This is a genomic window from Laceyella putida (genome assembly GCF_042665195.1).
GTDB lineage: Bacteria > Bacillota > Bacilli > Thermoactinomycetales > Thermoactinomycetaceae > Laceyella > Laceyella putida.
The window spans coordinates 357,994-382,412 of record NZ_JBHTBW010000006.1 but is presented as its reverse complement, the minus strand read 5'-3'; the positions used below and the strand labels follow the sequence as shown (position 1 = coordinate 382,412).

The following is a 24,419-nucleotide window of genomic DNA, read 5'->3' as shown; positions in this document are numbered from 1 at the left end:
AAATAACCGATGGAATAACAAAAAAACCCAAGCTCCAATATTGGAACTTGGGTTTGGCTTCATCTTATGTAGCCGCGCACCTACCTTTGACGCATCGAGCCCGAGCGGGCGCTGGATCGTCAGCTCAAACCAGGCACCCCTACGGCACACGAAGATTCTCCCTTAGTGCTGCTTCCGTCAGGACCTGACACGGTTCGGAAGGCTTCGTTGCGTAGGACCCAATCATCAACACTGATCATCCAGACCAGACCTCGCACAAGATGCGCCTCAGATAGGAATTCAACCCCGTTAAGGCGGATTACGGGTTACAGGGCACCGCCAGCTCCCCATCTAGCGCGGTGTTTCTATCATAACACAAGCATTCGGCCAGAGCAACGGGGTGGATATATTTTACTGAAATATGATGAATATATAGCTTGGGTATATAGTAATTGTATTGTGCATCAACCTCTTCTTCATCATCCATTTAAAAATATGTTCCAAAAACCAAATAATTATCCTCGAATATAAATCCACTTACTGGCCAACCGCACCGCTTCAAAGTGAATCGCCTGTTCACTCTCCGATAGCGTAAGCCCCTCTTTCTCCACACATGTCCGACATGCCCAGCGTTCTTTATCCGCCGAAGTGACGATATGGATTTCCCATGGCTTCACATCCTTGTCGCAATACTCGCAGCAAGCCCGGGTGTTTCCCGCATACTCCTCCATCTCATCCCTGCCTTTGAATTGGGCATGGTATCGCTTGGCCTGTTCGCGAATCCGCGCTTTCCGCTCCTCCATCTATTTATCCCTCCGATGATGTCATTCGCGTTCGACATTTCGCCATTTTTTTCGACATCAAAAAACGGCAAAGCATACGAATCTTTATACTGAGTGCATTTTACCACAGTTGTGAAGGGGGATAATCATTTGCGCAAAAAGATTTTTGCTGGCGTGCTTACAACAGCCGTGTTGGGTACCGTTGTCGCTTTCCCAGGACTGGGTTCTGCGGAAGGAAAAGCGCACAATGCGTCTGATGTAGAAAAAGCTCATCGTACCAAAACCATTCAACAGGTTGAGCGTTATCTTTATGAGAACAAATCATCCGCCAAACTAAGCACCCGCAGCGTAACGGCTCAAGAAGTGACGGATGCCACCTTTACCGGTTCCATTGACTTCTCCGGGGCTCACTTATACAAAATCCACGTCTCCCAAGGCGGAACGATCCACATCAACTCCAATGCGGAACAAGGCGAACATTTCTATACCTTGATCCCCCTTTCAGCCGTCGATTCCGATCCCGACATGCCTGCGATGTATTTTGACGGCGATACCATTCCCGCTGGAGACTACTACTTTATGGTGGAATCCCTGGAGGAATGGTCGGTCCCTTATCGATACAACGTGAACGGCGTCACCATGACCGTTGATACGACGGTTCCGCAAATCAATTTGACCAGCCCCGCGAAAAACCCGTTCCGGATGGCAAAAGGGGCCAAAACGGTTAATCTGACCGGATCAGTATCCGAGTCCGCTTCCGTTTATTTAAGCGTGGACGGTTCAAATGACGAACAGTTGGGAACCACGTTCAACAAAACACTGACGCTCGAAATCGGAGACCACACGGTGTATATGATGGCGGAAGAGGCTTCCGAAAACATGGTCTTCAAAACGTTGGAGATCACCAATCCAGGGGTAAAACGGATTGACGGGGCGGATCGTTATGCCGTATCCGCTAATATCAGCAAAGAAAATTACCCCTATGGCACCGATACCATCTTGATTGCCCGTGGGGACTTATATACCGATGCGCTGTCCGGCGGCCCATTGGCAGCCGCGCTGCAAGCGCCTGTGCTGTTGACCAACCCCAAATCGTTGCCGGCCCCCATCAAAGCGGAGATCACGCGGTTGGGCGCGAAGCAAGCGATCATGCTGGGAGGAATCGATTCGGTCACCCCAGCCGTAGAACAGCAACTGAAAGATTTGGGCCTGGAAACCAAACGGATCGACGGCGCTGACCGTTTCGCCGTTTCCGCCAATGTGGGGCAAGCCTTGACTGATCTTGGCTTCGAACCGCAAAAGGCTATCATCGCCAGCGGCTTGAACTTCCCGGATGCGCTATCTGCTTCCAGCCCAGCGGGACAATACTTCTATCCGATCCTGCAAGTAAGCACGGACAAAGTGCCAGCTTCTGTGGAAGCGTATATCAAACAGAACGGCATTAGAGACTTTGTCATCGTCGGCGGATCGGACACCGTGTCCGACAATGTGCTCAACCGATTGAAAACACTGACCGGCGGAAATGTGGACCGCGTGGGTGGCGCAAATCGTTTTGCCGTTGGCGTAAACTTGATCAAATACTTCTTTGACACCGAATTTTTCGGGATGGACCCACGCAACTTGGTCGTGGCCAACGGAATGATCTTCTCCGATGCGCTGCCAGGTGGTCCGCTCGCGGCTAACCGTTACGCGCCCATCCTGTTGACGACGGCCACCAAAATCGATGCCAGCGTCACCAACTACCTGCAAAATGAGTTGCCAGACTACTACACGGATGTCGTGTACATCTTGGGTGGCACCGATTCTGTTTCTACCGGTATCCAAAGCTACTTCAACGGTTTGATTAAGTAATCTGGCAGGGATGACGAATCCCTATCCCTGCACACGCTTAAACCCTTGTTTGTGCCAATCGGCATGACCAAGGGCTCTTTTTTATTGGGCTGCCAGCCATGCGCCCACCACTTTGCATTCCTTTCCTGAGCACTCTCACTTCCCTTCTCTTTATGACACCATCGCATCCGTCAGCGCAAAAATCTTTGCGGCAAACGAAATAAACCGCCCATTGGAACGAATGAGCGGTCGGCATGCTTATGGCAGATCAATCAAATAGCGCAGGTAGACATATAAATGGGAAATCGCCAACGAGATCAAGGTGATGGGCATGCCCACCTTCAAGAACTGCCAGAAAGTGAAGCCTTGCTTTTCTCGAGCGGCGAGGCCAGCCACCACCACGTTGGCGGACGCCCCGATGATGGTTCCGTTTCCGCCCAAACACGCTCCCAAGGACAAGGACCACCACAAAACCTCAGCGTGTACGCCATCCACCGGATAGCCGAGACTCGCTATCATATCTTGAAGCAGGGGAATCATCGTGGCGACAAACGGAATGTTGTCGATAAAGGCGGAAGCGATCCCGGATACCCATAAGATCAGCACCGCCGCAACCGAAACATCCCCCCCTGTCACCCTGAGCAACTCAGTTGCCAACAGCTTAATGACCCCCACTTCTTGCAAGCTCCCCACCAACACAAACAAACCCGCAAAGAAGAAGATCGTTTGCCACTCAATATAACTGAACACTTTCTCCATGTCGGCCTCTTTCACACTGATCAGCATCAACAGCGTCGCCCCGGTAATGGCGATGACCGCCGGTTCAATATGAATCACGGAGTGCAGGACAAATCCCACAATCGTCAAGGCCAACACAACCAACGACTTCTTCATCAGCGCAACATCGGTTAGATAACTTTTCTCATCCATCTCCATCAGTTGCGCGGTCAACGCCTGATCCACCTTCATGCGGCGACGGTAAACCACATACACGAGAAACAGGACGACGATCAGGATGAGGATAACCACCGGCGCCAAATTCAACAAGAAATCATTAAAGGTCAGATGTTCATTGGCCGACCCGATGATGATATTCGGCGGGTCCCCAATCAATGTGGCGGTTCCCCCAATATTGGATGCAATCGCTTCCATGATCAAAAATGGTGTCGCATCTACCTTCAAGATCCGCGTAATCGAAAAAGTGACCGGCACAAACAGAAGCACCGTTGTAACATTGTCCAAAAAGGCCGAAATCAAAGCGGTCAACGCCGAAAGCATAATCAGGATGCGGATCGGGCTTCCGCCAGTCAGTTTGGCCGATTTGACGGCGAGGTACTGGAAGATTCCCGTTTTGTTGATGATCCCCACCAGGATCATCATCCCCACCAACAAAATGATGGTCTCCCAGTCTATGTACCTATGAAACGCTTTTTCCGTGTCCAGTATGCCGAGGACGATGACCACGGATGCGCCGAGCAAAGCCACGATAGCCCGATTTACTTTTTCCGAAATGATCAAAGCATAAACGATAAGAAAGACAGTAACCGCAATAAAAGTTGGGCTCATGGTTTCTCTCCCCTCTCTGCAAGATAAAAGGAGCCCAGACAAAAGAAAGGGCTCCCTATTAGTATGGTTTCTTTACTCCTCCAATTATACTAGGATAACGAAACAGGGTAAATGAAACGCCCGCTCACAAGGCAATCAGATAGCGCAGGTAAATATACGCGTGTGCCAGAACCAAGGAGACAAGGGCGATCGGCATCCCCACTTTAAAGAACTCCATAAAGCTAAACCCGTGCTTCTCCCGAGCGGCCAGTCCCGCCACGATCACATTGGCCGAGGCGCCGATAACCGTGCCGTTGCCCCCCAGACAGGCCCCCAAAGCAAGGGACCACCACAAGGCATTAGCATGTGCGGAATCCGCAGCCAATCCAAGCCCTGCAACCATCTCCTTGATCAAGGGAATCATGGTCGCGACAAACGGAATATTATCGATAAATGCGGAGGCGATCCCTGACACCCATAAGATGAGGCTTCCCGCCAATGCCACATCGCCGCCCGTGATGTCCAATGCCCGGGTGGCCAACAATTTAATGACGCCCACTTCCTGCAACCCGCCCACGAGAATAAACAAACCGGCAAAGAAGAAGATCGTTTGCCACTCCACATAGTCAAAGGTCTTTTCTATCTCTTCTTCTTTCAACCCAATCAACAGGAGCAAAGTGGCGCCCAGCATCGCCACAACCGAGGCGGCGAGATGGAGAACGGAGTGCAACAAAAAGCCAAGGATCGTCAAGCCAAGGATGAACAAGGATTTCTTCATGAGGGCCACATCGTGAATATAGCTCTTCTCATCCATCTCCATCAATTTTTCAATGTGCCCCTCATCCACTCTCAGCTGATTCCGATAGATAAGATACAACAGATATAGGATAACCACCAAGATCAGGATGACGATGGGAGCCAAGTTGACCAAAAAAGCGTTAAATGTGAGATGTTTGTTGGCGGAACCGATAATGATGTTGGGCGGATCCCCGATGAGCGTCGCCGTCCCCCCCACATTGGAAGCGAGCACTTCCGAAATGAGGTAAGGCACGGGGTTCACTTTCAAAATCCTTGTGATTGAGAAAGTGACCGGAACAATCAGCAAAACGGTGGTGACATTATCCAGAAACGCGGACAGCACCGCGGTGAGCAACGAGAAAATGACCAAGATGCGAACCGGATTCCCCCCGGCCATTTTGGCCGATTTGATCGCCACGTACTGAAACACACCCGTCCGATTGGTGATCCCAACCAAGATCATCATCCCGATCAGGAGAACGATCGTATCCCATTCAATGTAGTACCTGAACGCCTTTTCCGTGTCGAGCACATCCAGCATGATAATGGCCGAAGCTCCCAACAAGGCAATCACGGCCCGATTCACTTTTTCAGAAATAATAAATCCATACACAATCAAAAAGACAGCAACCGCGATCAAGGTTGGATTCAGCATTTCTCCACTCCCCCTAAAAAGACAAAAGGAGCCCGTCAAATGACAGGCTCCTCCATGTCGTTCGTTTATGTGATTAAGTTTATTGTAACGCAATTCATATCATCGGTAAAGATGGGATGCGAGTCAACCTGTTCTTTTTCTGGATAAAACAGGCTGCCCTTGCCATCCGCTTCTTTTCAATCTTTTTTAATATTCCCATCAACTTTTGCTCCAATCGACTGTCTATAATGGAAATGTATCAAACTTCACATTGAAGGAGCCAATGAAATGGATCTGTTTGAACCATTTGATGTTGAGATCGACGGAGATGAACTGGAGATTGAAATTGGCGATGTGGAATTGGAATTGGAACTGGATGGGGATGGCTTGGATCTCGATCTCGAATTGGAAGATTAACAATAAGAAAAGCGGTCTGGCGCTAAGAACCAGACCGCTTTACTGCCATGTTTTTAATCTCCCTGACCACATCGGCAAAAGGCCGACCCGTAATCGTGTCTTTGATTTGCGCATCCTCTTTTAACGTGACGCGCGTTCCATCTTCCAGCTCCACAGTCGCTTGGCTTTCTTTACTGATTATGAGCTTCGCTTTTCCCTGTTCATCCTGTTCGATCAGATAAGGTTGAAAGGCGACGTGATAAGCGCCATCGGCTGAGCGCCGATCCAAAAACAACACCACTTTCTTTCCCACGGCAGGAGCGACAACCATCGGTTTCTTCAAAGCCACTTTCGCTCGTTCGCCATCCATGGACAGCGTCTCCACACGGCGATAGGGCACACGGACTTGCATATTGGCCGGCGCCTTCCCCTTTAACGTTTCGTGCACCGCAAAAGAGAACGTCTTCACCTCGGTTGAGGACGCGGTTGACCTTTGCCCCGCCTCCCCCTCGCTGATCGCGACCACAATCAAGGAGGCCTCTTGGCTCATCTGCTTCAAGTCATGCGCCACGACGGGGTCCGCCATAATCATGACATTCCGCTCGGGACTTTGCCATGCTTCGTATCCCCACCAACTGAGCAAACCGACAACATAAATCCCACCTATCCACAGCATGACTGCCTTTTTCACAATTATTCCTCCTTTTATGGCCGAAAAAGCAGCCGCTACAGGAAAGGGCGGTGATGGTGTGAATAAGAGATGTGAGAAGGGTGAAAGAACGTCCCTTCAAAGCAACCGCGTGTGATCCATTCCAACCCAGCCACTCTCGGCGGAGCTTCATTTTTCTGGAGCGACACCGCTTTCCCTAGCTAATGGGGGATTCCCGTTATCTTTCAGGTCTTTCAAACGTCACTCCACATTCCGCTTGCAACCGCTCCAAAAATTGTTCCATGAATGCATGGCGTTCTGCCGCCATTTTCCTTCCCGCCTCTGTATTCATGCGGTCTTTCAACAAAAGGAGTTTCTCATAAAAATGATTGACTGACGTGCTTTTCGCTTGCTTGTATTCGGCGAACGAAGCATGCAACGTTGGCGGGATCTCCGGATCATACAACGCTTGCCCCTTATATCCCCCATAAGCAAACGCACGAGCAATACCAATCGCCCCAATCGCATCCAAACGATCCGCATCTTGTACAACCATGCCTTCCTTGGTCTTCATGACCGTTTGGGTGTGGGCCCCTTTAAACGAGAGATCCGCGATGATTTGTGACACATGCTGCACCACTTCGCGATCCACACCCAACTCAGTTAACCACTCCCTGGCCACACGGGGGCCCATCGTTTCATCCCCGCCATGAAATTTATGGTCAGCAATATCGTGCAAGAGGGCGGCCAATTCCACCACAAACATGTCTGCTTGTTCCGCCAGTCCGATCTTGACGGCATTTTTCCACACCCGTTCAATATGAAACCAGTCATGGCTCCCCTCTTGCTGTTGCAATGTTTTTTTCACATAGATAACCGTTTTCTCAACCACCGTCTGCTGATTCATCCCCTGGACCCTCCCCGGATTGGCACCCAATCCCTTATCGTGTGATACACCGAAACAATCCACCAACTCAACTTATACACAATACAAATGATTTTATCCCCAACCCGATCAATATATCCACATATTTATCCACAGTATCCACAATATCTTGTATCCAATTCACACTCTAATTAGGAATCCTTCACTATACCATCTAATTTTTCCAATAAATACGCCTTACTCCCCCCGTTTGAACGCAACCGCCCTTTTTGTCCTCCAAAAGCAATTTTTTATTTAATATATGAATCTACCCCTTTACCCATATGACTTTTTTCCCGCTAGCAGAGTTGCAGGGCCATGATGCATCTCCAAGAAATAATGTTTGCTTCATGAAATAAAATACCTTTCGTCGAAACAAACAAAAATTTCACCAAAAACATCTTGAACAATACCGCTTACAAAGGGTAAAATGTGCGCAATAACCATACAGTTGTTTGCTCTGGGAGTACAGATCCAACCTTTCAACAACAGCCAAACCATCATACAGAAGGGAAAAGATGAGATGAGACGAGGAATTTTGGAAAAATACCGTCAGTTCTTGCCAGTCACTGAACAAACCCCTGCCTTGACGCTATATGAGGGGGAAACCCCTCTATATCATGCCACCCGGTTATCGGCGGAACTGGGGGTCAATCTACATCTCAAGTTTGAAGGGGCCAATCCAACAGGATCCTTTAAAGATCGTGGCATGGTGATGGCCATCGCCAAAGCGAAGGAAGCGGGCAGCCAAGCGGTCATGTGCGCGTCAACGGGCAACACCTCGGCTTCCGCGGCCGCTTATGCCGCCAAATTGGGGCTTCAGTGCTATGTTGTCGTGCCGCATAATCATATTGCGCTCGGCAAGCTTTCACAAGCCGTCATGTACGGCGCCAAGGTCTTGGCCATCGAAGGGAACTTCGACCAAGCTTTGTCATTGGTGCGGAAAATCACCGAGGAATACCCCATCACGCTGGTAAACTCCGTCAATCCGTATCGCATTGAAGGACAAAAAACAGCCGCTTTTGAAGTGTGTGAACAACTGGGTGAAGCTCCGGACATCTTGGCCATCCCCGTCGGCAACGCCGGTAACATCACCGCTTATTGGAAAGGATTTAAAGAATACTCCCAAGAAAACCGCATCCAGCGCTTACCCAAAATGTGGGGATTTGAAGCGGAAGGAGCCGCCGCGATTGTGCGGGGGGAGCCGATCGATCAACCGGAAACCATCGCCACTGCCATCCGCATCGGCAATCCGGCCAGTTGGAAAACAGCTGTAGCCGCCGCATCCGAATCCAATGGCTTCATCGACAGCGTCACCGATGATGAGATTTTATCCGCCTACCGCAAAATCGCACGTATGGAAGGGGTATTTTGTGAACCGGCTTCCGCTGCCTCTGTCGCCGGTGTCATCAAATTGCACAAACAAGGCCGATGCCCCGCGGGTGCCACCATCGTCTGTGTCTTGACCGGAAACGGTTTAAAAGATCCGACCACCGCCCTGGAAACCGTTGATGTCCAACCTGAAGTCATCCCTTGCAGCAAAGAGGCCATCCTCCAATTCGTGAAGGAAGAGAAAGGTTCATTGGCATGAATCCATTTGCCCCTTTTGAAGTGATCGTACCTTGCAGCACTGCCAATCTGGGACCCGGTTTCGATTCCATCGGCATGGCGTTTAACCGTTACCTGCGCTTGCGCTTTTCCCCGTCTCCCACCCTCGACATCCGCGTCGTCAACGGAGATGCGGAGGACATTCCGCTGGATGAACGCAACCTGGTGATCAAAGTGATGAAGCAAGCCTTCGCCGAAGCCGATGTTCCGTTCTTTCCGTTCGCATTGGAAATTAAGAACCAGATCCCCTTGGCACGAGGACTCGGCAGCAGCGCCGCAGCCATCGTCGGTGGTTATGTGGCGGTCAACCATATGTTGGGCGGACGGTGGTCCAAGGAAGAGTTATTATGGTTTACGACTCAGTGGGAAGGGCACCCCGACAATGTGGGGGCTTCTCTCTATGGCGGAGTGGTGGTCGGTTCATGGGACGGTGAACAAGTGCATATCATCCCTTGCCCGTCTCCATCCCTGCCATTCCTCGCCGTTATTCCGGAACAGGCCTTGCTCACTGAACATGCTCGCGGGGTATTGCCCGACGCCTACCCCAAAGGCCAAGCGGTTCTGTCAAGCAGTCGGGCCAATCTGTTGGTGGCCGCCTTGTTGCAAGAGCGTTGGGATCTCCTCTCTGTGGCGATGGATGATTTGTTTCATCAGCCTTACCGGCTTTCCCTCGTTCCAGGATTGAAGGAAGCGATTGCGGAAGCCCCCCTCCATGGGGCTTATGGCGTGGCGTTAAGCGGCGCCGGTCCGACTCTGCTCGCCATCTGCAAAGATGTCGCCGAAGCGAAATCCTACTTTCGGAACCTGTATCAAAAATTGGACATCGCCGTCGACCTGGTTGAGTTGGCTCCCTGCGATACCGGTGCCGTTGTTCAAACCATCGATCAAGTGGTTCATCAAGGTTCGGCATAGGCACCAAAAAAGATCCCCACCCGCCATCGCAAGAGGACCCCTTCTGCATAGCAGGAAACGCTTAACCGCTTACAAAGAGGGAACCAGTTGCTTTGTGGCGAGCGAAATCTTCACATTGGCGATAAACAGCTACGGGTCCGAGACGGGCTCCGTAGCTGTTTATGCTCTTGCCTTTTGTTTATTTCGTCCTATAGAAAAAAGGAATGAAATAACCGAAACAATAAATCGATACAAGACTGAATATTACTTAAATATGATAGAACAGGCAAGTTAATCCCCCGAACAAAACAAAAAAGTGCCTCGGGCACTTTTGCAAATGATATTCTTAAAGATTGTATTTTTTCACCTTTTCCCAAGGTCCCTTTAGATTTTCAAGAGCGTCAAAGATAAGGGAATAAATAAAGGATAAACTTAAAAGCCCATAAAGAGAAAGCGATAAATCATTAATGATTATATCTAGAATATAAATATATGAAAGGACTAACAAGAAATTTGCAAAGACATCTAGTAAAGCTTTGATTTTTTTCTCTCACCTAAAAGATACTGCAAACTAAACTCTATAATTAATCCTACTGTCAAAGCAGCATTAAATACAATATCATGCCAATCCCAAACTGAGCCATACCCGTTGTTGATCGGATATTTATGCCTAAAAAACCAACGTTTTTGAGCAAAGAAAGGATACCGATATTAATTAAAACAGGTATGACTAAAATAAATATAGCAAATAAGCCGATCCCGATGAAAACGAATAACTTATCTCCTACCCCTTTTTTCTTTTTTTCCTCCACAATATATCATCTCCATTATATCTATAGAATGAGCATATCGTCGGCAACGAAAAATAAGGAAAAGATATCCTTTGAAGAAGGAAATACCATTACGAGCATATATTCCCTGTATATAAAAGGGAAATAAAATAATAACAAATAATTTAATATACAATAAAACAAAACAATCAAAGAAAGGCCATCACCCTGTTTGCCGATAGGGGCTTTCCCTATCCCGATCGACCTCATCAGCAGTGTAATGATAGATAAATAAAGAATTATCTTCCTTCATTTCCTTTGCCGCATCAATCGAGCAATCACTGATTTTCTTTCGACTCCCTTGCTTTTAATTTAAATTAAATAATTAATCTGCATGATAATCAATAAATTTATCTATTAAACCTTATCATAAAAGAATGATTATTCCGTTTTAAACTCCTTGAAAATCAAAAAATGAGGACGAAACAAGACAAAAATATCCTGTCATCCCTAAATATATTTTATAAAAGGGAATATGTGGTTCCATATAAAAACCCGCAGGAATCCCCTCAACATCTGTCTCTTTCTCCACTTCCATGGCACGATTGCATCAAGCGCCAACTTCAAGCCAAAAAAAAGCTCCCTTAAACAAGGAAGCCACTATCAAAAACCAAACCAAAACCAAAGCATTAACCTATTTGATTGGAATCCATTCCGACCATGCTGTTTGTTGCGTATAATCGGTAATATAAAATGCCCTACAAGTATTTGCCTTCCCCTAATGACTTTGATTCCACCCGCATGCCTTGCCGGACGGTAAACGATTTTCCTTCCGTCCTCACGATCTTGGTGGATCGTTTGTCATATGTGGGATACATCAGGGTCAAGTTACGGTCGGCCACACCCGTATCGGCATCGATCCCTTGCCATTCTCCTGCATTACCAACAGCGCGTTTGGGCACTGGAACCAGCCACGCTCTTCCCAAACACTCCCCGAATATCGACAATGAATGTGGCTGGGTCCGGATTCATCTTCACTTCAACCGTTGAACCTTCCCTCTTCTCAAGCATGCAAACAAAGTATAATCATCAGTTTTTACAAAAGTTTTTCTAATGTTTATAGAAACTGTTGTTTTAAGCGTTTAACTAGTCGTTAAAGATTGAATATCCCCTCCCTCTCCGTTACCATTGGAAAGGAACAAACCTTTTGAAATCAACGGGATGGCCACAGCAAAACTCATTAGAAGTCGATTTCAGGTTATCCTCCCGTGAACAACGGTTGAAACACGGCTTATATAGAAAAAGGGATATAGGAAGTGGAAGCAAATGGCGATGATTTTAATCGTGGAAGATGAAAGTGAATTGTCCCAGCTGATCGCCCGGCATTTGCACCTGGATATGCATGAAACCATCTTGGCCCAAACCGGGCAGGAAGGGATGGAGCTTTGGCGCGAGAAAAAGCCGGACTTGGTGATCTTGGATTGGAACCTTCCCGATATGGAGGGAGTGGCAGTTTGCCAGAAAATGAGAGAGTCGTCCGTCACCCCCGTGATCATGCTGACGGCCCGGGGACATGAGATGGAACGGATCTGGGGTCTTGATGTCGGGGCGGATGATTATATGACCAAGCCGTTCAGCATGGGGGAGCTGCGGGCGAGGGTCCGGTCTTTGCTTAGGCGGATGGCCATGATGCATCAACATGGGGCTTCCCCCGTCCAACCGCCCAAGATCTTGGATTACGGCTTCATCCAACTCGATCCGGAAAAAAGGGAAGTGTCGATCGATCAACGCCTGCTCGAGCTCACCCCCAAAGAATATGAGTTGCTCCATCTTTTTCTCAAGCATCCGGGTCGGGTCTTCAGCCGCAAGTACCTGTTGGAGAAAGTGTGGGATATCACCTACGAGGGGTTTGACCGCACCGTGGACACGCATATTTCCCGTTTGCGCGGCAAATTGAAACCCTACTCCAGCTCACTGCAAACCGTCTGGGGGACCGGGTATAAGTTTGTCATCGAACGGGTTGATCCGTAATGGGTGCGGTCGCATGAGGCAGGATTCATTAGGGAAGCCAAGGGGGGAATCGCTTGTTTCCGAGAGGGTTTCGGTCCGCCGATATCGGCCGCGCGTTGGTTGAGGCATTTAGTCCTTTTCTTTTGTTGTACCTGGTTTTGCTTATCTGGAATGTCAACACGTTCAATGAGTTGGTGTGGGTCTATGTCCTTACCTTTATTCCGGAGCTTTGGATGGCCCTATGGCCCGCCTACCGCCTTAAAAAAGGGGCGGGGAGAAGTGTAACTATCTGGTGGTGGGTCTCGTTTCTCTTTCCCTACTTGGGTCTGGTGGTCGTCACCGAATGGGTCATGGAGTGGTTGCTGTACCGCTCTCCCATCTATCAGCAATACCCCGCCCTGTTAAACGAACAGAAGGAACTGCCAGAAGATCTCCTGTTCGTGCTGTTTTTTTCTTTTTCCATGTTTGTCACCTTTCGGCTCTTGTTCCTGTTTATCAACAAGTTATGGAAATGGGCATCCAAAAAGCTGGTTCGCCAAATGACATTGTCCCATATCTCGTTATTCCTATTCCTTGTCATGTTGCTCATATGCGGGTTTCTCTTCTACATCATTTCATTTCTGATCCCCCAAGTTGTGCGGGGGGAACAGGAAACGGAAAAAATGGCGGACTTGGCGGCTCCCTTGATGGAGTCAAACCAACTGACCAGCCAATTTCCCGAATGGATCAAGCACGTTCCCACCACGAAGTGGGATCAACTCATTTATGAATACACCACCTACAAGTTGGAACGGCATTGGAGAATTTATGACCGCCATGGCAGGCTATTGGCCACGAACTGCCATCACACCGTCCATCAGGTACCTTCCACTCGGCCCATTTCCATGGAAGAAAAAAAGTTTGTGCACCAAATCGTGCAGAAGGGACAATTGCACAGCATTCCGATCAAAAGCGGCAGCGTCTACATGACCGGTGCGCCCATCCGCGGACAAAACGGGCAAATCGTCGGGGTGGTCAACCAAATCATTAAGTTCGATGATTTTTTCTATGTGGACATTGTGGTATTGGTCATGTTTCTCTTCCTGTTACTCTCGATTCCCGTTACCTTGTTGACCATCTGCATCGCCTTGCTGCTGGCGCTCCCCTTCGCTTATCTGCGGGCCAAACTCCTTACTCGTCGCATCAGCGAAGTGGCCTCGGCGGCCCAGGCTTGGTCATCCGGCAGTTTGTCAGCGCGGATTCAAGACAGGCAACAAGATGAGTTGGGCGTGCTGAGCCAACAACTCAACCAAGTGGCCGCCAACTTGGAAGAAACAACCAACCATTTGGCCAAAGAAAAGCGCCTAGTGGAAAACCTGCTCTTGAGCAAACGGGAATTTGTCGCCGATGTTTCGCATGAATTGCGGAATCCCATCGCGATCTTGCTGGGCTACTTGGAGCTATTGGAAGAACAGCCCCAAGATCACGCGCCAGTGGATATCGACATGTTAAAACGGGAAACCATCCGTTTAAAAAGGTTGATTGACGAATTGTTCTCCGCCGCGATCGAAGATGACCAGCGCTCGCTGGAATCGCTGTTGCAGGTCAAAACATGTGAACTCCCCCCCCTATTAAAGCAACTCCATGCCAGCTTCTCCGTCATCGCTTGGCAAAAGAAGAAAATCGTCATGGAGTTGAAACTGGAGCCTTGCTTGCCGCCGATTCAAGCGGACGAACGGATTTTGGAGCAAATTTTGCAAAACCTGCTGCGGAACGCCTTGCGCCACACGCCTGAAGGCGCCCTGATCTTGTTAACATGCCAGGCGGATAGAGAGTCGGTGGCAATCGAAGTGATCGATACGGGAACCGGCATTCCGGAGAAGGATCTTCCTTATATTTTTGAGCGGTATTATCAGGGAAATTCCGGTTCTCGAACCCAAGGAGCCGGCCTCGGATTGTCCTTGGTTAAAAACATGGTAGAGGCGATGGACGGACGGGTGGAAGCCAAAAGCGAAATGGGAGAAGGCACAACCATCCGCCTGATCTTTCCGAGGAATCAAGAGGCGCAAGTGCAGGAAAAGTCAAATGAAGAAAATACTTCGACTTAGTCGATATCTTTTTTCTTTAAAATCTTTTTATACAATTTTGTATAGTATTTGTATAACATTTGTAACAAACATGCATTATGATGTTTTTGTCTAGAAAGTAACACCCAGACACCTCAGTCAGCCTCTCTTAATAAGGCCGCATTTGTGCTATGCGGCCTTTTCTATACCACTGCACATCGTTTTCCTTTCTCGCCGTCGACTGCGGCCTTCCCCAGGTCGTTCAACTGCCAAAGCAAGGACGGCTGCCTATTCGTTTCGCTTCTGATGCATGGCGCGCAGAGCATCCCGGTATTGTTTATCACTGCTGTGGGCATCCTTCGCCTCTTCCGGCTTAGCGTTAGACTCCGCACCCACGCCCAAGCTTTTGCGAAGGGCTTCGCGGTATTGCCTGTCCGATATGCCCGCACCCGTTTGCGCCGGTACTTGGGGGAGGCGAGCGGAATCTGCCTGTTGCTCATTTGTCAGCGGCGAAGAGGGACCCGGATTGGAATCATGTTTCTGTGGTTGTTCCCTCTGTTCGTTGGTCTGGCCAGCTCGCCGATTGACTCCAACCAATAACCCTCCGCCCACGACGAAGAGAACCAGATAAAACAGGATAAGCCACGTGATATTATCCACCATCTCGATCCTTCCTCTTTACTTCAATTTTTTCGCCACTTCCGCCACGCGCGCGCCCAGCGCCCTTCCGAGAGCGCGGTCGTTGTCCGAGATCAGCTGGCGCGGAACGGTGCTTTCCTCCAGTTCCACAGGGCAAGTCACCGCCGCTCCGTAGTAGGAGCCGACCAAGGCATTTTCCGGAAGGTTGCTTGGCAATCCCACAATAATCATCCCGTTGTGAAGCATGGGCGTGATTAAGTTCCACAACGTCATCTCCGCCCCACCATGCACAGTGGCTGTTGTGCAAAAAGCGGCGCCCACTTTGCCGACCAATTGTCCCGTCATCCAGACGTGTCCCAACTTATCGATCCACTGTTTCAAACCGGAGCTGATCGTGCCAAAATGCCCGGGGCATCCCCAAATCAGTGCATCCGCTTCCGCCAAGTCGCTGACTTCCGCTTCACGCACATGTTTCAACACCACATCAGCCCCTTCCGCTTGGCGCGCCCCTTCCGCAACCGCTTGGGCCAAAGCTTCGGTATGTCCACTCTCACTGTCATATATCACAAAGATTTTCATCACTGACTACTCCTTTGCAACATGATTGACCAAGGCAACCTAAACCGCCTTACGCTGATCTTTCCGCACATCCCGCATGAAAAAGCTCAAGATGAACCCCAAGAGGGCAAAACCGGTCGCCCACCAAAAAGCATCGTTAATCCCGGACACCGCCGCATGCTGGCTCGCTTGCCCGTATAAGAGTGAAGCCACCGTCTCTTGCGCTTTTGCGACCGGCATGCCAGTGGCGCTCGCAACGTCACCCGCTTTGGCGTAAAACGCCTGGCTAAACGTCGGATCCATCAAATTCATTTGATCGCTCAATTTGCCCAAGTGGAAGTCCATTCTCATCGAAAAAATCGTCGTCATGATGCTGATGCCCATGGAACCGGAAATTTGCCGCAACGTATTGGACATCGCCGTGCCATGGCTATTCTTCTCCTGCGGCAACTGATTCAATCCGGCGGTCATGATCGTCATCATCAACAACGACATCCCGAATGAACGAATCATATTGAGGATCAAAATAAAAGTATAGCTTGTCTCCAGCGTCAAACGGGTAAACTCATAGGTCGTGATCGTCGTAATCAGCAATCCGACAACCGCAAGGGGACGTGGCCCTATTTTATCGAACAATGAGCCGGAAATCGGAGACATGATCCCCATGATGATCGCCCCCGGCAACAGGAGCAAACCTGACTCCAATGGGGTAAACCCACGCAAGTTCTGAAGGTAAATCGGCAATAAAAACATCCCCGCAAACATCGCAATCGTCACAATGGCGCTGATCACGGTCGACAAGGCGAACATATCGTATTTGAACACCCGGAAATCGAGCATCGGTTTCTCCGCCCTCAACTGCAACGCGATAAACAAGAACACCAGAAATGCCCCCAAAGCCAGCGAACTCACCACAATCGGATCGTCCCAACTTTTGGAGCCGGCCTCGCTCAATCCATATAACAGCAAGCCAAACCCAAGTGATGACGTGATTGTCCCCCACATGTCAAATCTTGGTTTTTCCCGCTCTCCGGTATCCCGCAACATGAACGCCGCCAACACAATCACGATGAACCCCAAAGGCACCATGCCGTTAAACAAAATGCGCCAACTGTAATGTTCAATCACCCAGCCGGATAAAGTGGGGCCCACAGCGGGGGCAAACATTATCCCCAAGCCGAAGATTCCCATGCCTTTCCCACGGGCTTCCGGTGGAAAGACAGACAAAATGATCACCATGACAAGCGGCATCAAGATCCCGCCGCCAACCGCCTGAATCAGGCGGCCAATCAACATGATCGAAAAGTTGGGGGCAATGCCGCACAGGAGCGCCCCTCCTGTAAAGAACACCATCGCCAACAAAAACAGGGTACGGATCCCAAAACGTTCAATGAGATAGGCTGACAAAGGGATCAAAATCCCGTTTACCAGCATATAGCCCGTCATTAACCATTGCGCTGTCGTCGCTTCCACATTAAACTCATGAATCAGGTGTGGGATCGCCACATTCAGCAGGGTCTGGTTCAATACCGCCAAAAACATCCCCAGCATCAGAACGGTCAGCAAGGGAATGTGTTGGCCTATTCCTGATTTGCCATTGGTAGCCACGCGTTTTCCCTCCTTTCTTCAATCGCCTGACCGATTTACTTGTGGATGCGAATCGTCGCATTCATCCCTGGAACCAACGCTTCGGAGTAATTGTCCATTTCGATTTTCACTGGAATGCGCTGGATCACCTTGGTGTAATCGCCACTCGCCGATTGTTGCGGGATCAACGAGAACATGGAATTGGTGGCCAGGCCGATTTGTGCCACTTTTCCCTCAATCTTCGTGTCGGGTTCCGCATCCACGACTATATCGACTTCTTGTCCCACCCGTACATCATTGATGACCGTTTCCTCAATATTGGCTTGAATGTAAAGTTTGCTTAAGTCAACCACTTGGGCCACAACTTGCCCCGGCGCCACCATTTGCCCATCAACCAATTTGCTCTGCACAATCGTGCCCGCGATCGGGGACACAATGTCGGTCGCTTGATTCCCAACCATCACTTTGCCCAACACTTGCCCTTCCGTGACGGTCTTCCCTTCTTGCCCTTTCCAGTCTTTCACCATTCCGCCGACCGTTGCCGATACCGGAACGATATCCCCTGTCACCCGGGCATCCTCGGTGTCGATGAAATTGGTCGTATTGTAATAGTAATAATATCCACTAATGCCCAAAGCCACGATGACCAAGAATATAAAGGCATTCAACAACAATAATCTCCCTGTTTTCACACTCTCTCGCCTTCCTTTTTGCTGTAATGTTTAGGACCGATGGATTTTGATCATTGCATTCATTCCTGGGATCAACTTATTTGTCTCATCTTCACCCACTGTGATTTTGACTGGGACACGTTGCACTTCTTTATCGTTTCCGGTCGCGGCTTGTTTTGAAGTGCCGGACAAGACCGTGCCCGCCGTCAGCCCAACCTCGGCAATGCGGCCGGTGATGACCCGATCCATGTCGGAGGCCAACTGAACATCCACTTGTTGCCCCTTATGAATGTCACCCATTTCAGCTTCATCCACATAGGCCAACACATATGTTTTGGACAAATCGGCCAGCACCGCAATCGGTTGCCCCGCCGCCACCACTTGCCCCGGTACGGCATGGGTCATTAACACCGTGCCCGCAATCGGGGAAGTGATGGGCGTTGTCACAACGTTCGGAGTTTGAGCTTTTGCGCCATTTGTCGGGGAGGGGTTCCCTGATGCCACTTCTTCCACTCCCAACGGGGCACCTTGTTCCACCCGATCCCCTGTATGGACAGACCACTCTGTCAACTTCCCTACCGCCATAGGCACGATCGGAATGACATCCGCTTTCACTTGCGCATTGTCTGTGATGACATATTGCGAGTGCTGTTGGATGTAATACGCCCCTCCGCCAACCGCCGCAAGGATAAAAACCAACGTAATCACACCGATTAACACGCGTTTCATCTAGCGGTAACTCCCTTGCTCATGAATTTTCATCTTGTTTGAGTGAAGTTAGTATCTCCACAAATCTCTGTAACATCTCAGCCAACAACCGGATATCACCATCCATTTGATCTTTCGGCCATAACTGCTCCAACCGTCTTACTTCCTTGTCTTCCAGTGTTTGCAAGAACGACTCACACTTTTGACTCAAATGGATCCACACGATTCGACGGTCTTTCCGGTCCCGTTCACGGTACAACAGTCCTCTCTCTTCCAGCCGATCAACTATTTCACTAAGTGAACTATTGGGCATGCCCAATTTTTTGCTCACCTCACTCAATGACTGCGGCCCTTCCCCCTTCAACAAATGAATGATCTTCGCTTGCAAAAGGGAGATGCCGATATCCTTGAACTCCGTTTGCAATTTCTGATGATAGAGATAAAGGCTGTCTCGATAAAGTCGAACCAAGGTATAGAGAAGTTCCCTTCCGTTCATATCCTTTCTCCCTCTAAAGATTAGCCTTATTAATCCTTCGATATCCGAATGATTAATATACTAAAATACCATTCCTTAGAAGTCAATCAACAAGACATTGGAAAATGAGAACAACTTTTGACAATTCGAGTTTGCCACAATCAAAAAAACCGCTGTGCGGCGTATTTTTTTCAGCGGTTTTCCTTTAAAATGGAGCGGATTAAATGAACGGGAGCCATTTCACCGCCAGAGATCCATTCCAATAGGGGGTGGCGGGGAAGGAGCTCTTTGGCAATCTCCCTCTCGCCAACGCCTGCGCCCGCCAGTTCCTTTGTCCGTTTCACCAGTTGTTCCAAGTAAGCTTTTTTCGCACTGAGCGCCTCCCGTCCCTCTTCCACGATGCCGGCATGACCGCAAAAGAGCGTTTGTACCGATGAATGGCACAAAACCGAATCGATCGACTGAATCATATCAGGAACCGATTCATCGCGCAGGCCATAGTAAAGCCGTTTGCCAAGAAAGAGGTCACCGGCAAACAGCCACCCTCGTTCCATCTCAACAAAGCAACAATGGTCCTTGGCATGTCCGGGCGAAGGAATGACCAAAAATCGATGGTTGGAGGTCACCAGTTCGTTTGGCAGCACTTCTCCTTGCACCGACTCCATTTGCCCCCACACATAACGCCGGTAAAAAGGAATCAAAGGAGGATGTTGCAAGATCTGAGCGGTCTTTCTGCCCATATATACAGGCACTTGATAACGCCTGGACAACCAAGCCGCATTACCCGAGTGATCCTCGTGAAAATGAGTCAATCCGATCATTTTGATATCCAGCGAATCGGTTAATCGGGTAATTTCTTTCCGGTGTCTGGGTGGACCGGTGTCAATCAACAGGCCATCGACGAAGTACAGGCAGTAAGTGAAAGGGGTTCCAAAACGGATAAACCGTCCTTGAATGGAACCAACTTCCCCGAACTTCTTGAGTGTCACTTGATTCTTGTTCATATTTACCTCCGTCAACCAAAGTGAATGATAATTCAATTAATTTTAACAGGAATCGCTTTCATAAAAAAGCCGCCTCACTCAGGCGGGACAACCGGGTTTAAGGGGAATAAGCTGAGTGCGAAGAGCTCAAACCCGACTAGGGCATGTCTGGCAAATCAAGTTGAGCCGCCGACATATTTATCAGACACGCCCTAACTGATCGCTTTCCGCCGGAGAAAGGCGTCATGTTGGCAAGTTGCAACTTTGCGGGAAAACACCATTCCAACACCCCCGACTGGATCCAATCCCTTCAACTGAAGCCCTACAAACTGCGCCGCAACTCCTCATAACGATGCAAACGTTCCAAATCCCGTTTTTCCTCATGCTCTTTTTCGGACCGAACCATCTCCAACACGCGTTCTATGTACTCTTTATCCTTTTCGTTCCCCTTCTCTTTCAAGAGATGATCCAAATAAAAAAAGGTTTCGTAATATCGGTTGATCCGCCGCTTCCCCTCCTGGTAGGCAATGGCGGACTCGAACTGCGCCGCATATTTCACCAGCTCGCAATTGTCAAGCTGGCCTTGCTCCCCTTTGTTAACCTGCAACAACAGCACCTTTTGCATGGTGATTCGTTTGCTCTCCCCTCTTTGCACCAACTGATCTTTCAGCACGGCGATATATTTGGTATCATAGGCGCTTGTGATTTCCTCGATCTCAATAAACGCATTCACCCGCATTCTTCCCCCTTGATACAACAGCTTATCAGCTTGATAGACGCCTTTCTTGAAGAGGGGAAGGCATTTGTGGTGCACGATGTCCACATTGACAATACTGGGTTCTATGTCTTCACCGGAAACCAGCTTCGTCTTTTCGAGAAGTTTGGTTTCAAACACGAAATAGTACTCGTCATGGTAGTTCGGCTCTCCGGTACAAGAAGGGATCGCATCCATTTTTACAATGGCGTACTTGCGATCCGCCTGATTGGAAAAAGAAAAAGTGTCTGGCATGGACGACCTCCGAGGATTAATATGTGTTTTTTTAAATGAATTCTCCTATATACAATCAATTCCTTCACTAAAATGAAATGATTTACGCTCCATCGATATAATTATCGCTAATTGCGTTCCACCGACCGCTTTTGCGGTTATACCATAAAAAGCCGCCCCACATGGAGACGACTTCGAGTGCGGTAAAACAGGCATGGATTGATCGGGAAATCGCCGAAAGCGACCGGGGTCGGATTTAAGCCGACAGCTTTCTTGTTCCATGCACCCCATCTTCCCTGTCGCTAGCAGTCAACCATTTGCTCCAATAAATCAACCGCTTGATCCTCGGTGATTCCTTTCACCAACACCAGTTCACTGATAAAAATCTGCCTTGCTTGATCCAACACCGTCTTCTCTCCCCGACTCAGTGTTTTCGTTTGGCTTCTGAATGCCAATTCACGAATCACATCAACCCCATCTTGGATATTGCCCGTTCTCATCTTATCCATGAATACACGATGCCGTTGATTCCACTGAATGGATGGATCAAGATTTGTTTTTGAAGAGTTGTTCAGTATATCATCCAGTTCCATCAAATCCACAATGGAACGTATCCCTAATTCGGCTGCCTTCGTTACGGGAATCATCACCTGCATGTTCCCTGTTGTAATATTTAGCACATAATATGGCTGTTTTACACCCAGAATCTCTTTTTCTTCCACCGCTTCGATGATCCCCGCGCCGTGCATTGGATACACAACTTTATCTCCAACCCGAAACAATGCAATCACCCCCAAATCAGCGCTATTTATCAAGCATAACACAGAGGTTGATTATTTACAAATAAATTATATATTTTACTATGAACAAAAAGACAAAGTCAATATGTAATTACGTTATTCTACGTTTCCAATACACAAAACCCCCCACATGAGGACGATAACGATATTGTTAAACGTGGGACAATGGGATTGGAAATGGCAATCATTTATGCTACCATTTGAGTGGCGTTAAGACCATCAGAAGGGGCTCATTTCAATGGACACTCGTTGGAAAAAGCGTCAGCACATGTTGTTGTCAAATCACAAACCCATCAAACACAACCTTTTGGAAAACCATTATAAAGAAAAAAAAGCGGAGATCACTTCGGATCATGCAAAGGGAAAGAGCCAGAATTCTTACAAAAAATGGTCTGTTATGGCGGCGGCACTCTCCCTTCTCCTCATCATTGCGGCTTGGTATGCCCTGAGTGCTCAACAAGAGAACAAAAGCAAGATCACTGCCAAAACGCCATCCAGCCCTGCAACGGATCCCGCAAGGGGGCGCAAACCAACCGTTTTTACTAATTTGCGGAATCAACAGACCGTTCAACATCTCGATCCCGCACCTGTCTCTGAAACAATCAACCAACCATCCCCCAAACAAAAAAACGCCACTGAAAGCATCTCCAAATCCAAACCGTCAGAGACAAATGCGCCGTCGAAGACATCGGTCCATCCACCATCCCCGCCACCCGAACCGACAGACCAGACGAAACCGGCGGAACCCACAAATCCGCCCCCATCCCAAGACGACGATAAACCGCAAAAAGAAGAACCGGAATGCAAACCTTCCATCTGGAACTGGTTCCAATGCAATGACTAGCAAAGGAACCGCTTGTCAAACAAATGACTCTTCGCCATCCCGCGTCATCCATTTTTGGCGACGGTTCCACACACAGAATCCGTCCTCATCGGCTGGACGGACTTTTTTATTTCCCATTCAAAATAAAAATGCTCCGTTATCTTGCTTTCTCGATATAGAGCGATTTGATCAAAGGGATGTAAACGACCTTATCTGATGAGGTCAGGTAAGCATAATCCCCATGCCCGATCCCATACACGGTAATGACATCCCGTTTGACGATATCATTGGTTCCGTTATAGCTGATCTTGACGATATCATCAGGCTCCCATTCGCCATTTCCTTTGCGGGTGGTGGAGAGGATGATTTGTCCTTCATGGGGGAACTCGCGGATATCCAAGACTTTGCCTTTGATTTTCAAGCGTTCCCCTTTATAAGCGTCGGGGTTTTTGGCAAGCAAACCATACTTGACCATCTTAGAAGATTGTTTGAATGCGGCTTCAAAGTCTGGCGTATCTTCACGCTTAATGGTAACCACCTGTTCGTTCACAACCATCCCGCCCTGTTCTACCTGAAATCTTACAGGGTATCGTCCGGGGAATGGGGTGGAGGCTTCATATTGAAAGTGGCCTTTGCCATCTGTGCGCAAATCCACGTGTTGATCATTGTACAAAAACGTATCTTCGAAATAAACCATCACTGTTGCTCCCGGTTCTGTTGTGCCCTTGATGATGTTCTTCGTTTCCCTGGTGGTGATGGAAGTGGCCTCAAATGATAACTCTGGCTTGGCTGGGGCAAGGGGTTTTTTCGTTTGTTCCTTTTTCGTCATGCGTTTGGATTGTTTCTGTTTGGACAGATCTGCTTGACTGGATTTCAGGTCTTCCATGTAGACAAAACCAAGGATGAGGCTTAAAATGAAAAACCCCCCACCGATTCCCAAATAAATGACTCCTCTCTTCTGTTGCTTTTTTACCAACTGAACAACGGCATAAATGATGATTGCAAGCGAACCGTAAAACAGGATGACCCCTTTCGTCCAAACTCCAATGATGACAAATAAGAGCCAAAGCAGAATAAACTGTACACCGAACTTCCCGAAAGGCGCAATCAGATTCCTCATAAGATTCCCCCATTAGCTGATGCAGAAATAATCCTATTGTTCAACATCTAATACCCCTTTATTTCGAAATTAACCATGGATTTGGGCCTTTTATGACGAAAAAGGATCGGGTTCCTTCATCTTCTGACAAGGGGTCTTCTGCCACAACAGAAAAAAATCTGTAAACTGGCGATCTTGGGTAAGATCATCAGTTTACAGATGGCTC

Annotated in this window: 24 protein-coding genes and 1 other RNA gene; 7 read left to right on the top strand and 18 right to left on the bottom strand. The window is 48.7% G+C overall.

The features are described from left to right. Window positions 1-72: 72 nt before the first annotated feature. Window positions 73-339: signal recognition particle sRNA large type (gene ffs / locus ACFQNG_RS03540), an RNA gene on the bottom strand. 155 nt (window positions 340-494) lie between these two features. Beyond that, entirely contained in the window at window positions 495-782 is a 288-nt protein-coding gene (locus tag ACFQNG_RS03535) for a hypothetical protein (protein ID WP_379863459.1), read from the bottom strand. Window positions 783-911: 129 nt separating this feature from the next. On the opposite strand from ACFQNG_RS03535, the gene ACFQNG_RS03530 reads away from it, so the two are divergent. Continuing rightward, window positions 912-2,612, top strand: a complete 1,701-nt coding sequence (locus ACFQNG_RS03530) for a cell wall-binding repeat-containing protein (RefSeq protein WP_379863458.1) — start codon at window positions 912-914, stop codon at window positions 2,610-2,612. A gap of 237 nt (window positions 2,613-2,849) precedes the next feature. On the opposite strand, the gene ACFQNG_RS03525 is transcribed toward ACFQNG_RS03530, so the two are convergent. Then, entirely contained in the window at window positions 2,850-4,157 is a 1,308-nt protein-coding gene (locus tag ACFQNG_RS03525) for an ArsB/NhaD family transporter (protein ID WP_379863457.1), read from the bottom strand. 124 nt (window positions 4,158-4,281) lie between these two features. Then, window positions 4,282-5,589, bottom strand: coding sequence for an ArsB/NhaD family transporter (locus ACFQNG_RS03520; protein ID WP_379863456.1), 1,308 nt, complete (start codon window positions 5,587-5,589; stop codon window positions 4,282-4,284). Between the two features lie 267 nt (window positions 5,590-5,856). On the opposite strand from ACFQNG_RS03520, the gene ACFQNG_RS03515 reads away from it, so the two are divergent. Beyond that, complete coding sequence (locus tag ACFQNG_RS03515) at window positions 5,857-5,985, top strand: hypothetical protein (protein WP_379863455.1); 129 nt, start codon at window positions 5,857-5,859, stop codon at window positions 5,983-5,985. A gap of 22 nt (window positions 5,986-6,007) precedes the next feature. On the opposite strand, the gene ACFQNG_RS03510 is transcribed toward ACFQNG_RS03515, so the two are convergent. Then, window positions 6,008-6,655, bottom strand: coding sequence for a hypothetical protein (locus tag ACFQNG_RS03510; protein ID WP_379863454.1), 648 nt, complete (start codon window positions 6,653-6,655; stop codon window positions 6,008-6,010). Between the two features lie 196 nt (window positions 6,656-6,851). Continuing rightward, window positions 6,852-7,520, bottom strand: a complete 669-nt coding sequence (locus tag ACFQNG_RS03505; protein ID WP_379863453.1) for an HD domain-containing protein — start codon at window positions 7,518-7,520, stop codon at window positions 6,852-6,854. A 541-nt stretch (window positions 7,521-8,061) separates the two neighbouring features. Here ACFQNG_RS03505 and thrC point away from each other — a divergent pair. After that, window positions 8,062-9,129 (top strand): threonine synthase, encoded by a 1,068-nt coding sequence (gene thrC, locus ACFQNG_RS03500; protein WP_379863452.1) that lies wholly within the window; start codon window positions 8,062-8,064, stop codon window positions 9,127-9,129. After that, window positions 9,126-10,058, top strand: a complete 933-nt coding sequence (gene thrB, locus ACFQNG_RS03495) for a homoserine kinase (RefSeq protein WP_379863451.1) — start codon at window positions 9,126-9,128, stop codon at window positions 10,056-10,058. Before thrC ends, thrB begins: the two co-directional genes overlap by 4 nt. Before the next feature lie 575 nt (window positions 10,059-10,633). Here thrB and ACFQNG_RS03490 read toward each other — a convergent pair. Together ACFQNG_RS03490 and ACFQNG_RS03485 are read right to left on the bottom strand one after the other, a co-directional pair. After that, window positions 10,634-10,849 (bottom strand): hypothetical protein, encoded by a 216-nt coding sequence (locus ACFQNG_RS03490; protein WP_379863450.1) that lies wholly within the window; start codon window positions 10,847-10,849, stop codon window positions 10,634-10,636. A 716-nt stretch (window positions 10,850-11,565) separates the two neighbouring features. Next, on the bottom strand, window positions 11,566-11,793 hold the full coding sequence (locus ACFQNG_RS03485) for a hypothetical protein (protein WP_379863449.1): 228 nt from the start codon (window positions 11,791-11,793) through the stop codon (window positions 11,566-11,568). Window positions 11,794-12,133: 340 nt separating this feature from the next. Here ACFQNG_RS03485 and ACFQNG_RS03480 point away from each other — a divergent pair, with 340 nt between their 5' ends. Further along, a complete protein-coding gene (locus tag ACFQNG_RS03480; RefSeq protein ID WP_379863447.1) occupies window positions 12,134-12,838 on the top strand; it encodes a response regulator transcription factor in 705 nt (234 codons plus the stop codon). A gap of 53 nt (window positions 12,839-12,891) precedes the next feature. Beyond that, on the top strand, window positions 12,892-14,904 hold the full coding sequence (locus tag ACFQNG_RS03475; RefSeq protein WP_379863446.1) for a sensor histidine kinase: 2,013 nt from the start codon (window positions 12,892-12,894) through the stop codon (window positions 14,902-14,904). Between the two features lie 246 nt (window positions 14,905-15,150). Here ACFQNG_RS03475 and ACFQNG_RS03470 read toward each other — a convergent pair whose 3' ends face one another. From ACFQNG_RS03470 to ACFQNG_RS03430, 9 genes are all read right to left on the bottom strand, one after another. After that, window positions 15,151-15,525: a hypothetical protein gene (locus tag ACFQNG_RS03470; protein ID WP_379863445.1), complete on the bottom strand. Its 375-nt coding sequence runs from the start codon at window positions 15,523-15,525 to the stop codon at window positions 15,151-15,153. A gap of 15 nt (window positions 15,526-15,540) precedes the next feature. Continuing rightward, entirely contained in the window at window positions 15,541-16,080 is a 540-nt protein-coding gene (locus ACFQNG_RS03465; protein ID WP_379863444.1) for an NAD(P)H-dependent oxidoreductase, read from the bottom strand. Between the two features lie 39 nt (window positions 16,081-16,119). Further along, window positions 16,120-17,667 carry a DHA2 family efflux MFS transporter permease subunit gene (locus ACFQNG_RS03460; protein ID WP_379863443.1) on the bottom strand — a complete coding sequence of 516 codons (1,548 nt, stop codon included), beginning with the start codon at window positions 17,665-17,667 and terminating at the stop codon, window positions 16,120-16,122. A gap of 35 nt (window positions 17,668-17,702) precedes the next feature. Continuing rightward, a complete protein-coding gene (locus tag ACFQNG_RS03455; RefSeq protein WP_379863442.1) occupies window positions 17,703-18,317 on the bottom strand; it encodes an HlyD family secretion protein in 615 nt (204 codons plus the stop codon). 51 nt (window positions 18,318-18,368) lie between these two features. Then, a complete protein-coding gene (locus ACFQNG_RS03450; protein WP_379863441.1) occupies window positions 18,369-19,046 on the bottom strand; it encodes an HlyD family secretion protein in 678 nt (225 codons plus the stop codon). Window positions 19,047-19,065: 19 nt separating this feature from the next. After that, entirely contained in the window at window positions 19,066-19,521 is a 456-nt protein-coding gene (locus ACFQNG_RS03445; protein WP_379863440.1) for a MarR family winged helix-turn-helix transcriptional regulator, read from the bottom strand. A 170-nt stretch (window positions 19,522-19,691) separates the two neighbouring features. Further along, complete coding sequence (locus ACFQNG_RS03440) at window positions 19,692-20,504, bottom strand: MBL fold metallo-hydrolase (protein WP_379863439.1); 813 nt, start codon at window positions 20,502-20,504, stop codon at window positions 19,692-19,694. 301 nt (window positions 20,505-20,805) lie between these two features. Next, window positions 20,806-21,492, bottom strand: a complete 687-nt coding sequence (locus ACFQNG_RS03435; protein ID WP_379863438.1) for a hypothetical protein — start codon at window positions 21,490-21,492, stop codon at window positions 20,806-20,808. 281 nt (window positions 21,493-21,773) lie between these two features. After that, a complete protein-coding gene (locus tag ACFQNG_RS03430; RefSeq protein WP_379863437.1) occupies window positions 21,774-22,262 on the bottom strand; it encodes a CarD family transcriptional regulator in 489 nt (162 codons plus the stop codon). A 247-nt stretch (window positions 22,263-22,509) separates the two neighbouring features. On the opposite strand from ACFQNG_RS03430, the gene ACFQNG_RS03425 reads away from it, so the two are divergent. Beyond that, the gene (locus ACFQNG_RS03425; protein WP_379863436.1) at window positions 22,510-23,115 is read left to right on the top strand and encodes a hypothetical protein; all 606 of its coding nucleotides are present in this window, start codon (window positions 22,510-22,512) and stop codon (window positions 23,113-23,115) included. Window positions 23,116-23,251: 136 nt separating this feature from the next. Here the strand turns inward: ACFQNG_RS03425 and ACFQNG_RS03420 are convergent, their stop codons facing one another. Further along, window positions 23,252-24,214 (bottom strand): hypothetical protein, encoded by a 963-nt coding sequence (locus ACFQNG_RS03420; protein ID WP_379863435.1) that lies wholly within the window; start codon window positions 24,212-24,214, stop codon window positions 23,252-23,254. Between the last annotated feature and the right edge of the window lie 205 nt (window positions 24,215-24,419).